Source organism: Pseudoroseomonas cervicalis, from assembly GCF_030818485.1.
Classification (GTDB): Bacteria; Pseudomonadota; Alphaproteobacteria; order Acetobacterales; family Acetobacteraceae; genus Pseudoroseomonas; species Pseudoroseomonas cervicalis_A.
Map to the genome: position 1 here is coordinate 3,228,734 of NZ_JAUTAJ010000004.1, position 12,968 is coordinate 3,241,701.

At 72.2% G+C, this 12,968-nt stretch carries 15 protein-coding genes and 2 tRNA genes; 6 read left to right on the top strand and 11 right to left on the bottom strand.

Going from position 1 to position 12,968, the window contains the following annotated elements; translation table 11 throughout:
* Window positions 1-19: 19 nt before the first annotated feature.
* The gene (locus QE401_RS19045) at window positions 20-1,102 is read left to right on the top strand and encodes a trypsin-like peptidase domain-containing protein (RefSeq protein ID WP_307139699.1); all 1,083 of its coding nucleotides are present in this window, start codon (window positions 20-22) and stop codon (window positions 1,100-1,102) included.
* Window positions 1,103-1,230: 128 nt separating this feature from the next.
* On the opposite strand, the gene QE401_RS19050 is transcribed toward QE401_RS19045, so the two are convergent.
* Window positions 1,231-2,106 (bottom strand): helix-turn-helix transcriptional regulator, encoded by an 876-nt coding sequence (locus QE401_RS19050; protein WP_307139700.1) that lies wholly within the window; start codon window positions 2,104-2,106, stop codon window positions 1,231-1,233.
* A 117-nt stretch (window positions 2,107-2,223) separates the two neighbouring features.
* Here QE401_RS19050 and QE401_RS19055 point away from each other — a divergent pair, with 117 nt between their 5' ends.
* Entirely contained in the window at window positions 2,224-3,054 is an 831-nt protein-coding gene (locus QE401_RS19055) for an ABC transporter substrate-binding protein (protein WP_307139701.1), read from the top strand.
* A gap of 57 nt (window positions 3,055-3,111) precedes the next feature.
* Here the strand turns inward: QE401_RS19055 and QE401_RS19060 are convergent, their stop codons facing one another.
* The 6 genes from QE401_RS19060 to QE401_RS19085 all read right to left on the bottom strand — a co-directional run bounded on the left by QE401_RS19060 (window position 3,112) and on the right by QE401_RS19085 (window position 7,196).
* Window positions 3,112-3,237, bottom strand: coding sequence for a hypothetical protein (locus tag QE401_RS19060; RefSeq protein ID WP_307139702.1), 126 nt, complete (start codon window positions 3,235-3,237; stop codon window positions 3,112-3,114).
* 31 nt (window positions 3,238-3,268) lie between these two features.
* The gene (gene mobA / locus QE401_RS19065) at window positions 3,269-3,904 is read right to left on the bottom strand and encodes a molybdenum cofactor guanylyltransferase MobA (protein ID WP_307139703.1); all 636 of its coding nucleotides are present in this window, start codon (window positions 3,902-3,904) and stop codon (window positions 3,269-3,271) included.
* A complete protein-coding gene (gene fdhD / locus QE401_RS19070; RefSeq protein ID WP_307139704.1) occupies window positions 3,894-4,790 on the bottom strand; it encodes a formate dehydrogenase accessory sulfurtransferase FdhD in 897 nt (298 codons plus the stop codon). Before fdhD ends, mobA begins: the two co-directional genes overlap by 11 nt.
* A 58-nt stretch (window positions 4,791-4,848) precedes the next feature.
* Window positions 4,849-5,535, bottom strand: coding sequence for a hypothetical protein (locus QE401_RS19075; RefSeq protein WP_307139705.1), 687 nt, complete (start codon window positions 5,533-5,535; stop codon window positions 4,849-4,851).
* Between the two features lie 23 nt (window positions 5,536-5,558).
* Complete coding sequence (gene gabT, locus QE401_RS19080) at window positions 5,559-6,875, bottom strand: 4-aminobutyrate--2-oxoglutarate transaminase (RefSeq protein ID WP_307139706.1); 1,317 nt, start codon at window positions 6,873-6,875, stop codon at window positions 5,559-5,561.
* Between the two features lie 162 nt (window positions 6,876-7,037).
* Window positions 7,038-7,196: a hypothetical protein gene (locus QE401_RS19085; RefSeq protein ID WP_307139707.1), complete on the bottom strand. Its 159-nt coding sequence runs from the start codon at window positions 7,194-7,196 to the stop codon at window positions 7,038-7,040.
* Window positions 7,197-7,358: 162 nt separating this feature from the next.
* Here QE401_RS19085 and QE401_RS19090 point away from each other — a divergent pair, with 162 nt between their 5' ends.
* Complete coding sequence (locus QE401_RS19090; RefSeq protein WP_307139708.1) at window positions 7,359-8,354, top strand: Bug family tripartite tricarboxylate transporter substrate binding protein; 996 nt, start codon at window positions 7,359-7,361, stop codon at window positions 8,352-8,354.
* 30 nt (window positions 8,355-8,384) lie between these two features.
* Here QE401_RS19090 and QE401_RS19095 read toward each other — a convergent pair whose 3' ends face one another.
* From QE401_RS19095 to rlmB, 3 genes are all read right to left on the bottom strand, one after another.
* Window positions 8,385-8,588: a hypothetical protein gene (locus tag QE401_RS19095; protein WP_307139709.1), complete on the bottom strand. Its 204-nt coding sequence runs from the start codon at window positions 8,586-8,588 to the stop codon at window positions 8,385-8,387.
* Window positions 8,589-8,601: 13 nt separating this feature from the next.
* Window positions 8,602-8,838 (bottom strand): hypothetical protein, encoded by a 237-nt coding sequence (locus tag QE401_RS19100; protein WP_307139710.1) that lies wholly within the window; start codon window positions 8,836-8,838, stop codon window positions 8,602-8,604.
* Between the two features lie 210 nt (window positions 8,839-9,048).
* Window positions 9,049-10,017, bottom strand: a complete 969-nt coding sequence (rlmB, locus tag QE401_RS19105) for a 23S rRNA (guanosine(2251)-2'-O)-methyltransferase RlmB (protein ID WP_307139711.1) — start codon at window positions 10,015-10,017, stop codon at window positions 9,049-9,051.
* Window positions 10,018-10,150: 133 nt separating this feature from the next.
* On the opposite strand from rlmB, the gene QE401_RS19110 reads away from it, so the two are divergent.
* From QE401_RS19110 to tuf, 3 genes are all read left to right on the top strand, one after another.
* A tRNA-Tyr gene (locus QE401_RS19110) sits at window positions 10,151-10,233 on the top strand.
* 101 nt (window positions 10,234-10,334) lie between these two features.
* A tRNA-Gly gene (locus tag QE401_RS19115) sits at window positions 10,335-10,408 on the top strand.
* A gap of 88 nt (window positions 10,409-10,496) precedes the next feature.
* Complete coding sequence (gene tuf / locus QE401_RS19120) at window positions 10,497-11,684, top strand: elongation factor Tu (protein ID WP_307139712.1); 1,188 nt, start codon at window positions 10,497-10,499, stop codon at window positions 11,682-11,684.
* Window positions 11,685-11,767: 83 nt separating this feature from the next.
* Here tuf and QE401_RS19125 read toward each other — a convergent pair whose 3' ends face one another.
* Window positions 11,768-12,655 carry a capsular polysaccharide export protein, LipB/KpsS family gene (locus QE401_RS19125; protein ID WP_373461465.1) on the bottom strand — a complete coding sequence of 296 codons (888 nt, stop codon included), beginning with the start codon at window positions 12,653-12,655 and terminating at the stop codon, window positions 11,768-11,770.
* Window positions 12,656-12,968 lie beyond the last annotated feature (313 nt).

Genomic DNA, 12,968 nt, shown 5'->3' on the forward strand with positions numbered 1-12,968 from the left:
AAGGCAAAGATCACGCCGCATGCATCGCCCCGCCCTGCTCTGCGCCGCCCTGGCGCTGTCCGCCCCGGCCGCCCTGCCGGCCCTCGCCCAGAATGCCGCGCCGGCGCCCGGCCCGGGCCAGGCCGCCCCCTCCGCCTCCGCGCCGGGCCAGGCCGCCGAGGAGCACCGCATCCAGGTGGTCAACCGCACCGGCCAGGATGCGACGGCGCTGCACGCCGTGCGCAGCGGCCGCGCCGACTGGGGCAACAACACCCTGCCGCGGCCGATGCCCACCGACAAATCCTTCACCCTGCGCAGCCGGGCCGAGGCCGGCTGCCGCTTCGACCTCCGCCTGGTGGTGGCGGATGGGCGGCAGGCGGTGCTGCGCAACCGTGACATCTGCGCGACGCCGCGGGTGGAGATCGGCGCCGGGGATCTGCGCGCCGCCCCCACCCGCCCGGCCGAGGGCACGCCCAATCCGCGCGCCCGCGCCGCGACGGGCACCGGCTTCGTGGTGGCGACCGACCGGGTGCTGACCAACCAGCATGTGGTGGCCGGCTGCAACCGCATCTTCATCCGCACCGCCGATGGCCGCACCCTGCCCGCCGTGCCGCCGGCCCGGGTGGATGAGGCGCTGGACCTGGCGCTGCTGGCGGTGCCGGGCGATCCGGGCGAGATCCTGCCCTTCCGCGCCAGCCCCGAGCTGCGGCGCGGCGAGGGGGTGATCGCCTATGGCTTCCCGCTGGCCGGGCTGCTCTCCTCCGACCCCAAGCTGACGCGGGGCGAGGTGAACGGGCTGAACGGGCTGGGCAACAACCCGAACCACTACCAGATCAGCGCCGAGGTGCAGCCGGGCAATTCCGGCGGCCCGCTGCTGGACCTGCATGGCAATGTGGTGGGTGTGGTGGTGAGCAAGCTGCATGCGCAGAACATTGCCCGCCGCACCGGCGATATTCCGCAGAACGTCAATTTCGCGGTGAAGGGCGGCGACGCGCAGACCTTCCTGCGCCGCAGCGGCATCACCCCGCGCACCGAGCCCAGCAGCGGCACCGAGCAGAGCGCCGCCGATGTCGGCGAGGCCGCCAATCGCGGCACGGTTTTCATTCGCTGCGAGCGGCCCTGAGGCGGGGCGGCCGGCGGGCCTGACGGCCCGCCATGTGTTCGCTGCCAGTGCCGTGACCCTGGGTTGCGGATCGCCGAAGAACGGCGGCCAGCGCCGCTGCGCCAGCGGCGCAGCACACCGAAAAAAAACTAGGCGCGGAAGGCGACCTGGCCGGTCTCGCGGATGTCGTAGCCGGAGAGCCGCTCCGCCCGGCGGGCGAATTCGGCGCCGCGGGCGAAGGCCAGCAGGGCCTGCAGCGCCGCGCTGAACCAGTCCTGCGCCCGGGCCACCAGGTCGAAGCGCTCGCGGATCAGCGGCAGGAAGTCGAGGCCGCGCGCCACCGCCTCGGCGCGGATGCCGAAGCCGCTTTCGGCGCGGCCCTCGGCCACGGCGGCGGCCACCTCATCCTCCGCCATGGCGGGCTGCGGCAGGAAGCGCAGCGCCTCCAGCCGGATGCCGGATTCGGCCAGCAGGTGCAGCAGCAGCAGATGGCTGCCGGCGCGGGACTGGCGGCCGATGATGCGCACCCCCTCCTGCGCCAGATCGGCGAGGCCGGCGATGCGGCGCGGATTGCCGGGCGGCAGGATCAGCCCCTGCTCGCGCCAGGCCCAGACCAGCCCGACCGCCTGGGCGCCCGGCAGCAGGTCGCGCACCGTCGCCTCGTTGAAGGCGCCGCCATCCGGGTCGGGCAGATGCGTCGCCGCCGCCAGGGCGCGGCCGGCGGAAAGCGCCTCCAGCCCCGCCAGGCTGCCGCCGGCGGCAATCGCCAGGCCGCAGCCGGATTGCCGCACCGCCCAGTCCAGCAGCGGGTCATGGCTGCCGGCCAGGATCGGTGGCGGCTCCAGCCGCGCCGCCTCCGGCCCGGCCTCGCGCGCCATCCAGCGCAGCAGCAAAGCGCGCGGGAAGATCCATTTGCCGGCCAGGAACACCGCGGGCAGGCGCTGCTGCCGCGCCAGGTCGTAGAGCGCGCGTTCGGACAGGCGCAGCAGAACAGCGGCCTCCTTCAGCGTCAGGAAATCCGGCATCAGGCGGCAGATTCCGGCAGATGGTTCATGGTGCTTGCGTTCCTCCGGGCTCCGGCGCGGCGTTTGCCGTGGCACTTTGGCGCCTCATAGAAAAAAAGCCGGAGCCGAGCCAGAGCCATGCGCCGCCGCACCCTGTTCGCTGCCCTGCCGATCCTGCTCGGCCTGTTCGCTGGCCCGCCGGTGGCGGCGCAGACTCGCAGCATCACCGTCGCCTCCACCACCTCCACCGAGCAGTCGGGGCTGTTCGGGCATATCCTGCCGCTGTTCACGCAGAAGACCGGCATCGCCGTGCGGGTGGTGGCGCTGGGCACCGGCCAGGCGCTGGATGTGGGCCGGCGCGGCGATGCCGATGTGGTCTTCGTGCATGACCGCGCGGCCGAGCAGACATTCCTGTCGGAAGGCTTCGCCACGCGGCGCTTTCCGGTGATGTACAATGATTTCGTGCTGGTCGGGCCGCGGGCCGACCCGGCCGGGCTGCGCGGCCGCGGCGCCGACATCACCGCGGCGCTGCAGGCCATCGCCGCGCGCGGCGCGCCCTTCATCAGCCGGGGCGACCGCTCCGGCACCCATGCGGCGGAGCTGCGGCTGTGGCAGCAGGCAGGAATCACCCCCGCCGGCCAGGGCTGGTACAAGGAGATCGGCCAGGGCATGGGGCCGGCGCTGAACACCGCCGCCGCCTCGGACGCCTATCTGCTGGCCGATCGCGGCACCTGGATCAGCTTCCGCAACCGCCAGTCGCTCGCCATCCTGACCGAGGGCGACCGCCGCCTGTTCAACCAGTATGGCGTGATGCTGGTGAACCCGGCCCGCCATGCGCAGGTGAAGCAGGCCGAGGGCCAGGCCTTCATCGACTGGCTGGTCTCGCCCGAGGGGCAGCGCGCCATCGCCGATTACCGGATCGACGGCCAGCAGCTGTTCTTCCCCAATGCCAATGACCCGAATGGCTGAGGCGGGGGAGGCCGGGCCACCGGCCGCGCGCGACGCGGCGGCCAGTGGGCGCGCGGCCTAGAGGCGGACGCCGCGGGTCTGGAAGGCGGTCTCGGCTTCCTTCTGGACTTCCATGTCCAGCACGAAGGAGGCCGCGACGGCCAGGATGATGGCGGCGGCGACGCCGGTCAGAAAGGCCTTCATGCGTGGCGCTCCCGTCGTGGAATGGCTTTCCTCAAGCTATGGGCGGCGGCGCGGCGGCGTGCAAGAGGAACTGGGCTTCGGCCAGCTCCTCCGGCGTGTTGGCGTTGAAGAAGGGGTCGATGGGGCGGTCCGGCCATTCCGCCGTGGCGCAGCCGAAGCGGGCGGTCCAGCGGTCGATCTTGCGCTCGCCGCCGAGCAGCGCCGCGCGCAGCTCGTGCCGCAGCGCCACCGGCCAGAGGCCGATCGGCGGATGCGTCCAGCCGCCCGAGCCGGCGCAGGCCATCGGCACCCCCGCCGCCTGGCGCGCCGCCAGCAGCCGCGCCACCAGATCGGCCGGGATGAAAGGGGAATCGCCGGGCACCGAGACCATGTCGGGCAGCTCCGGCCGGTGCTCCGCCGCCCAGTCCAGCCCGGCCAGGATGCCGGCCAGCGGCCCGGGATGGTCCGGCACGCCATCGGGCAGCACCGGCAGGCCCCAGGCGGCGAAGCGGGCGGCGTCGCCATTGGCGTTCAGCGCCAGGGTCGCGACCTGCGGGCGCAGCCGGTCCAGCACATGGTCCAGCATCGGCCGGCCGGCGAGGGCGCGCAGCGGCTTGTCGCCACCGCCCATGCGGCGCGCCAGCCCGCCGGCCAGCACCAGCCCCAGGATTTTTCCCTCAGCTGGCATCGGCGGCGCCCTCGGCCTCGCGGCTGTTCTTGCGCCAGTGGCGCGGGCTCTCCTCGCCATCGCGCTGCGGGTCGGCGTCGAAGACGATGCGGCTTTCCCCGGCCAGCGCCAGGAAGCGGCTGCCCTTGCAGCGGCCGATCAGGGTCAGGTTGGCCTCGCGCGCCAGCTCCACCCCCCAGGCGGTGAAGCCGGAGCGGGAGATCAGGATGGGGATGCCCATGCGCACCGTCTTGATGACCATCTCCGAGGTCAGGCGGCCGGTGGTGTAGAAGATCTTGTCACCAGCGGGCTCGCGGTTGCGCGCCATCCAGCCGGCGATCTTGTCCACCGCGTTGTGGCGGCCGACATCCTCCATATAGACGATCGGCTGGTCCTGCCGGCAGAGCGCACAGCCATGGATCGCCCCGGCCTCGAGATACAGGGTGGGCAGGGTGTTGATGGCGCGCAGCAGCCCGTAGAGCCACGACGTGCGCAACTCGGCTTCCGGAGGAAGCCGAACCTGAGAAAAACCTTCCATGAGGTCGCCGAAGGCGGTGCCCTGGGCGCAGCCCGAGGTGAGCGTCTTTTTCCGCAGCTTGGCCTCGTGGTTGGTGGCTTCCGCGGTGCGGACCACGACGACGCCCAGATCCTCGTCATGCTCGATGCCGGTGACGGCATCCTCCGGCCGCAGCATGCCCTGGTTCAGCAGGTAGCCGAGGGCGAGATCCTCCGGATGGTCGCCGATCGTCATCATGGTGACGATCTCCTGCCCGTTCAGATACAGGGTCAGGGCGCGCTCGACGGTGACGCTGGTCTCGACCGGGCGGCCGGACTGGTCGAGGCCCTGGACACGCCGGGTCAGGCGCGGATCGGTGGGGTCGGGGCGGACGCGCAGCGAGGAGCTCATGCCCCAGGAGATGCCCCCGCCGGGACCGCAGGGGAAGGGGCCGCCTGGAAAGGGACGCTCAGGTGATGGCGTGCTGCGGGTTTTCCCGCTCGCGATGCGCATCCTCGGCGCCGCGCAGCGCCAGCGGGCGCATCAGGAAGGCGGTGCCCCAGCCCCAGCCGCCATTGATGGCCAGCCACATCCACCAGGGCGCCTCGAAGCCCGGCACGCGCGGCAGGCTCCCGCTCAGCAGGGTGAAGAGGAAGGCGCCGCAGAGGAAGCCGGTGAGCAGGTCGGGCAGCGCCCAGACCAGCCGCAGCGCCAGGGACAGCATGGCGCCCAGACCAGCACCGGCCAGCATCAGCGCGTAGAGCGCCGGCAGCCCGCCCCAGAGCGGGAGGGGCGCGAACAGGAAGCCGCGCTCCGGCACCAGCCGGAAGGCCTGGTGCAGCACGAAGAGGCTGGATTGGTGGACCACCACCACGGCGGCGGCGCCCATGATGAGGCCGCCGATGATGGCGCGGCAGGGCCCGGCCGGGATCGGCCGCAGCACCGCCACCAGCGCCATCAGCGCCAGCGCGCCGGAGAGCGCGACCCGGCCCAGCAGGGCAGGGTCGAGCCGGTCCAGCGCCACCGGCAGCGGCAGGGGGGAGGTCCCCCCATTGCCGGCCATGAACAGGGCGCCGAGGTAACACGCGACCGCCACCGCCGCGCCGCGCCAGGCGGCACTCAGCAGCTGGCGGAGGAAGCGTGTCAGCGCCCGCACGGCACCTGGCTACCGCGCGGTCGTCAGGCGGCGCGCTCGGCGACGCATTCGCGCAGCGCCTCGCCCAGCATGTCCATGCCCTCATTGATCAGCGCGTCCGAGGCCGTCAGCGGCACCAGGAAGCGGATGACATTGCCGCGCACGCCGCAGGAGAGCAGGATCAGCCCCTTCTGCGCCGCCCGCGCGGTCAGCGCCTTGGCCAGGTCCGGATCCGGGCGGTTGGCGTCGCCGCCGGCCACCAGCTCCATCGCCACCATGGCGCCGAGGCCGCGGATATCGCCGATCACGCCCTTCAGGCTGTTGGAGTTCTGCAGCTCCTTCAGCCGGCCGGTCAGCAGCTCGCCGATCTGCTCGGCGCGGGCGCAGAGGCCCTCCTCCTCGATGATGTCGAGCACGGCATTGCCGGCGGCCAGCGCCAGGGGGTTGCCGCCATAGGTGCCGCCCAGGCCGCCGGCGGCCGGGCTGTCCATGATCTCCGCCTTGCCGGTGACGGCCGAGAGCGGGAAGCCGCCGGCCAGCGACTTGGCCATGGTGATCATGTCCGGCTCGACGCCGGAATGCTCGATGGCGAACATCTTGCCGGTGCGGGCGAAGCCGGTCTGCACCTCGTCGACGATCATGACGATGCCGTGCTCGTCGCAGATGCGGCGCAGCCCGGCCAGCAGCTCGGCCTGGGCGATGTAGAAGCCGCCCTCGCCCTGCACCGGCTCGATGATCATGGCGGCGATGCGCTTGGGGTCGACATCGGCGCGGAACATCACCTCCAGCGCCTCCAGCGTCTGCTCGACCTCCTTGCCGTGATAGGCCACGGGGAAGGGCAGGTGGTAGATCTCGCCCGGCATCGAGCCGAAGCCGGCCTTGTAGGGCACGACCTTGCCGGTCAGCGCCATGCCGAGCAGGGTGCGGCCGTGGAAGGCGCCGGAGAAGGCGATGACGCCGTTCCGCCCGGTGTGGTGGCGGGCGATCTTCACCGCGTTCTCGATCGCCTCGGCGCCGGTGGTCAGGAACACCGTCTTGCGCGGGCCGCGCGTCGGCACCGTGGCGTTCAGCCGCTCGGCCAGGCGGATATAGCCCTCATAGGGCATCACCTGGATGCAGGTATGGCTGAAATTGTCGAGCTGGGCGGTGACCGCCGCCTTGATCTTCGGGTGCAGATGGCCGGTGTTCAGCACCGCGATGCCGGCGGCGAAGTCGATATAGCGCTTGCCCTCGACATCGGTGATCTCGGCATTCTCGGCCTTGGCCGCGAAGACCGGCATCTGGATCCCGAGACCGCGCGGCACCGCCGCTTCGCGCCTCGCCTGCAGAGCCGCGTTGCTGTCGGCTGCCGTCACGCCCATCGTCCATGCTCCTGTCGGTCGGGTGAGGGCGGCACGATGCGCCCGCCCCGCCGCCCCGCGCAAGGCCGCGCGAGGGGGAATCCGCCCCGGCGGGGGCGGATTTTCACAGCGCCTATCGCAGTGCGATCAACGGGATGCGCGGCCGGCCGGCGGAGCGCCGGATCAGCCCGCCAGCCCGGCGGCGGCCAGCAGCAGCAGCCCCGCCAGGCTGAGCCCGAGCCCGGCCAGCACCGCCATGTCCACCTCGGCCGGCGCCATGGCGGGCAGCAGGCAGGCGCCGCCGGCCAGGCTGTCGGCGCTGCGGTCCTCGTGCTGCGGCATGGGAATCTCCCGTAATTACGTTTGACGGACGGTATTATGGGTGATTTACATCCATAATCCACAAGAGATTGCGGTCCTCCGGCCGGGCAGGCCTCCGCGCGGCGGTCTTCCGGCCGCGCCGGAGGGGTTGTACGGCCGGGCCGCCAGCGGAATCACGATGCCATGACGCAGAATATGCCCCGCCGCGCCCTGCTGCGCGCCGCCGCCGCCTGGGGCCTGGCCGCCCCGCTGCTGCCGGCCGGGCGCGCCCGGGCGGAGGAGGCCGCCGGCTTCCCCAGCCGGCCGCTGCGGCTGATCGTGCCGGTGGCGCCGGGCGGCAGCCAGGATGTGGTGGCGCGGCTGATCGCCCGCGGCATGGGCGAGGCGCTGGGCCAGACCATCCAGGTAGAGAATTTGCCCGGCGCCGGCAGCAATCTCGGCTATGAGGCGGCGGCGCGGGCCCGGCCGGATGGCTATACGCTGCTGGCCGGCTCCGACAGCCTGTCGATCAACGCCGCGCTGTTCCGGCGCCTGTCCTACGACCCGCTGCGCGCCTTCCAGCCGATCCTGCCCGGCGTCGCCGTGCCGCAGATCCTGGTGGTGCGGGAGGATTCGCCGCTGCGCGACCTGGCCGGCTTCCTGGCCGCGGCGCGCGCCGACACGCTGGCGGTGGGCACGCCGGGCAATGGCAGCCTGTCGCATCTGCTGGGCGAGCTGATCCAGCACGCCGCCGGGCTGCGCTGGACGCATGTGCCCTATCGCGGCGGGGCGCTGGCCATCAACGACCTGATGGCCGGGCATCTGCAGGCGGTGTGGATCAATATCGGCGCGGTGGCCGATGCGGTGAAGGGCGGGCGGCTGCGCGGGCTCGCCGTGTCCTCCGAGGCGCGCACCCAGGCGCTGCCCGAGGTGCCGACGCTGGACCAGGCCGGGCTGCCCGGGCTGGCGGCGACCGGCTGGCACGGCCTGGTGGCGCCGGCCGGGCTGGACCCGGCGGTGGCCGCGACGCTGAGCGCCGCCGGCCAGGCCGCGCTGCGCCGCCCCGAGTTGGCGCAGCGCCTGGCGGGGCTGGGGGTGGAGGTGCTGGACGAGCCGCCGGAGGCGCTGGGCCGCCGCATCCAGGCGGATGCCGAGCGCTGGGCGGCGGTGATCCGCCGCGGCGATCTGCGCCCCGATTGAGGCGCGGGCCGGACGGGCAGCGTTCTGGGCTCAGCCCAGCGCCAGCTCGCCCAGCATGCGGCGGGCCTCGGCGTCGCCGGCGATGGCGACGATCGAGCCGGTGCCCTCGCCGGGCAGGAATTCCTCCAGCGGGCGCAGCGCGAGCGACAGGGCGTGGCGCTGGGCCCAGGCGCGGATCTCGGTCTCGCGGCTGGCGGGCAGGATGATCAGGCCGGTGGGGGCGGTCGGGCTCATGCGCTCTTCTCTTTCAGGCGCGGGCCACGGCGCCGTAGGCGTCGTTGCTGGTGGCGCGGATGACATTGGCGAAGAGGCGCAGCGCGTCCGGGCCGCCCTGGTCGATCAGGGCACCGCCCTCCATCTCGCGGGCCAGCAGCTCGGCATGGCCGGCCAGGGTCTCGGCGGCGCGGCGCAGCGCCTCCTGCGAGAAGGCGATCTGCTGCTGCTCGGAGAAATCGTGCCAAGTGGCGGTACGGCTCGGGGACATTGGGGGTAGTCCGGATGAGGCCGTCTTGGCTCGGTGGCGCCCCGCTTGGGGTCGTCGTAGGGGCATCATGCCGGGGCCGGGTTAACCCCCGCTGAATCCAGCGGGGGTGGATGGCGATTTTTTCGCCCTGCGACGATTTTTCTGCCGCGTGCCGTTCCGGCGTCCCTGCGGGGGGCGCCGGGATTCGGGCGCCCTCCGGCGCGCGGGCGCTCAGCCGCCGCGCGACAGCTCGTAGAGCGCGATGGCCGCGGCCACCGAGACGTTCAGGCTTTCCATCTCCGGCCGGATCGGCAGCTTCACCAGCTCGTCGCAGGTCTCGCGCTGCAGCCGGCGCAGGCCGCTATCCTCGGCGCCCAGCACCAGGGCGGCGGGGCGGTCATGCGGCTTGGCCGCGGCCAGCTCGGTCTTCGCCGTGCCGTCCAGCCCCATCACCCAGTAGCCGGCCTTCTGCAGCACGGTGATGGTGCGGGCCAGGTTGACCTCGCGCACCACCGGCACCGTGTCCAGCGCGCCCACCGCGGCGCGCGCCATGGCGCCGGTCTCGGGCGGCGCGTTGCGGTCCTGCATCACCACGGCGGCGGCGCCGAAGGCGGCGGCGGAGCGCAGGATGGCGCCGACATTGCGCGGATCGGTCACCTGGTCGAGCAGCAGCACCGTGCCGCGGCTCTTCTCCAGCGCGTCCTCCAGCGCCACCGGCGGCAGCGGCTCGGCCAGCAGGGCGGCGCCCTGGTGCACGGCATCCTCGGTCAGGAAGGTCTGGAAGCGGGCGCGCTCCACCCGCTCGGCCTGCAGCTTCCAGGGCTTTGGCAGCTTCTCCGCCAGCGCCGCCTCGGCCTCGGCGGTCAGCAGCAGGCGCTTGAAGCGCCGCCGCGGATTGGCCAGCGCCGCGGCCACGGTGTGCAGCCCGTAGAGCCAGAGCGTGTTGGGCGGCGTCACCTCGCGCGGGGCGCGGCCCGCCTCGGCGCCGCGGGGATTGCGGCCGCCGCGCGGGGTCTCGGTCACGGCGTCGCCGCCACGCGGGCGGCGGGGGCGCTCCTCCTCCGGCGCGGCGCCGGCGGCATGGCCGGGGCGGCCCGCCGGGCGCTCGGCGTGCCGCTCCTGGGAGCGGCCCTTGGACAGCGGAGAGGAGGAGGAAGAGGGGCGGCGCGGGCCTTCCGGCCGGCGAGGGGGGCGCGACATGGGCGGCATCCTGGCGATCACCCGCGACGAAGCAAGGGCGGATGACGAAAACGCAAAAGAATTGCTCGGGGTGCGTTGACACGGGCTGCGAAAACCGGATAGTCCGCCCCGCTCCCGCCGGCCGGGATAGCGCGGAGGGGTGCCCGAGTGGCTAAAGGGGACGGACTGTAAATCCGTTGGCGCACGCCTACGTTGGTTCGAATCCAACCCCCTCCATATCCGGCCTGTCGGCGACATGCTTGTCGCCGGTGGCCCGGGGCACAATCTTTCCCGGCTGGAGTGGCGCCACGGCGCGGCCGTCGCAACGGACGCGCGGTGCGGGTGTAGCTCAATGGTAGAGCCCCAGCCTTCCAAGCTGGTTGTGCGGGTTCGATTCCCGTCACCCGCTCCAATCTGTGGAGCGGGCTACGGATCATTGAGCGGGCCATGGGGCGGATAGTGCGCCGGTATCGGCGCTGGACCGACAGGGTGACCGATAGATGGCGAAAGCTAAGTTTGAGCGGAACAAGCCGCACTGCAACATTGGCACGATCGGCCACGTTGACCATGGCAAGACGTCGCTGACCGCGGCGATCACCAAGGTCCTGGCGAAGTCGGGCGGTGCGTCCTTCACGGCCTATGACCAGATCGACAAGGCGCCGGAAGAGCGCGCCCGTGGCATCACCATCTCGACCGCTCACGTTGAGTACGAGACGGCGAACCGCCACTACGCCCATGTCGATTGCCCGGGCCACGCCGACTACGTGAAGAACATGATCACGGGTGCCGCCCAGATGGACGGCGCGATCCTGGTCGTGTCCGCCGCCGACGGCCCGATGCCGCAGACCCGCGAGCACATCCTGCTGGCCCGCCAGGTCGGCGTGCCGGCGCTGGTGGTGTTCCTGAACAAGTGCGACATGGCCGACCCCGACCTGCTGGAGCTGGTCGAGATGGAGGTGCGTGAGCTCCTGTCCAGCTACCAGTTCCCGGGCGACGACATCCCCATCGTCAAGGGCTCGGCCCTGATGGCGCTGGAGGACAAGTCCCCCGAGCTCGGCGAGCAGGCGATCCTGAAGCTGATGGAAGCTGTCGACAGCTACATCCCGCAGCCGGAGCGTCCGAAGGACCTGCCCTTCCTGATGCCGATCGAGGACGTGTTCTCGATCTCGGGCCGCGGCACCGTGGTGACCGGCCGCGTCGAGCGCGGCATCGTCAAGGTGGGCGAGGAAGTCGAGATCGTCGGCCTGAAGGACACCGTGAAGACGACGGTGACCGGCGTCGAGATGTTTCGCAAGCTGCTGGACAGCGGTGAGGCCGGCGACAACATCGGCGCCCTGCTGCGCGGCACGAAGCGCGAGGATGTGGAGCGCGGCCAGGTTCTGGCCAAGCCCGGCTCGATCACGCCGCACACCAAGTTCAAGGCCGAGGCGTACATCCTGACGAAGGAAGAGGGCGGCCGCCACACGCCGTTCTTCACCAACTACCGTCCGCAGTTCTACTTCCGCACGACCGACGTGACGGGCGTGGTGCAGCTGCCGGAAGGCGTCGAGATGGTGATGCCGGGCGACAACGTCGCCATGGACGTCGAGCTGATCGCGCCGATCGCCATGGACCAGGGCCTGCGCTTCGCGATCCGCGAAGGTGGCCGCACGGTCGGCGCCGGCGTCGTCGCCTCGATCAGCAAGTAAGCCGTCGCTTCGGCTGAGTGATGGCGGGCCGCCCCGGAAGGGGCGGCCCGTTTTCGTTGCGGCCGCCGCTTCGCCTCGGGGCCTCAGCGCTCCGGGCGTTCCAGCGCATGCACGCAGAGCGCGCGCAGCACCAGCCGCTGGAAGGAGAGCGGCGCCCGCGTGTCGACCTGGAACAGGGTCTGCGCCACGAACACCATCTGCCGGGTGAAGAGCGGGTTGCGCTGCGCGATGGCGCGCTGCACCGCCTCGGCCGCGCCGGCGGGGTCGTCCAGCTCCACCGTGGCGCGGCCGTAATCGGCGCGGCCCAGCGTCACCACCGGCTTCTCATAGACCAGCGCCTCGAAGCCGACGCCGGAATTGACCGTCAGCACGCAGCGGCTGGCCGGGATCAGCGCATGCACCGAGGCCTCGCTGCGCTCGACCAGGGGGTGGGCCGCCACCTCCTCCAGCATCGCCGCCACGGCGCGGTCGGTGCAGTGCGGGTGGCGCTTCACCACCACCGGCAGCCCGGCCTGGGCCAGGGTCAGGATCGCCGCCCGCATGCCGGCGACATAATCCTGCGCGAAGCGCTTCAGCGTGACGACGGAATCATTCGGCAGCTGCAGCGCGACGAAGACGAAGTCGCGCGCCATGGGCGGCGGCGCCTTCGGGTCCTGCCGCCATTTCGAGGCGCCGGCGGCGGCATAGTCGCGCAGCAGCCTGGCGTGATGCGCCTCGGCCAGGCCAGCCGGGATGCGCGCAATCTCCTTCTGCGGGAATTTGCACAGCTCCGACCAGCCGGAGAATCCCTCGCGCTCGAAATGCAGCATGAAGGGCAGGTAGCCGGCCTTGTAGTGCCAGGTGCGCGGCTTGCGCCCCAGCGTGTGCCAGGAGAGGTGGATGCAGCCCTCGCCGCCCGGATCCTCCTGCGGGTGGTGCAGCAGCAGCGGCGCCTGGGCCTGTTCCAGCACCGCCAGCATGCCGTCGCGCATCGGCGCGAAATCCGCCACATGCGGCCGCCAGGCCAGCGTCCAGCGCGGCCGCAGCACCAGCTGCAGGAAGCGCAGATAGGGCAGCGGCTCCTCGCAGCGCCAGAAATCCGCCTGCACCTTCTTCACCAGCCGGCGGAAGGCGCCGCTGTAATAGGCCTCGGTGAAGGCCGTCAGGCTGGGGAATTCCATCGCCTTCGGATCCTCGATGGGCATGCGCGCTCCCCTCTGCCGCGCCCGGGCGGTCCGGGCCGCGCGATCAAGACGCGCGAGCCGCCGCGGCGCAAGGGGCCGCGGCGGGCGGCGGCGCCTTGCG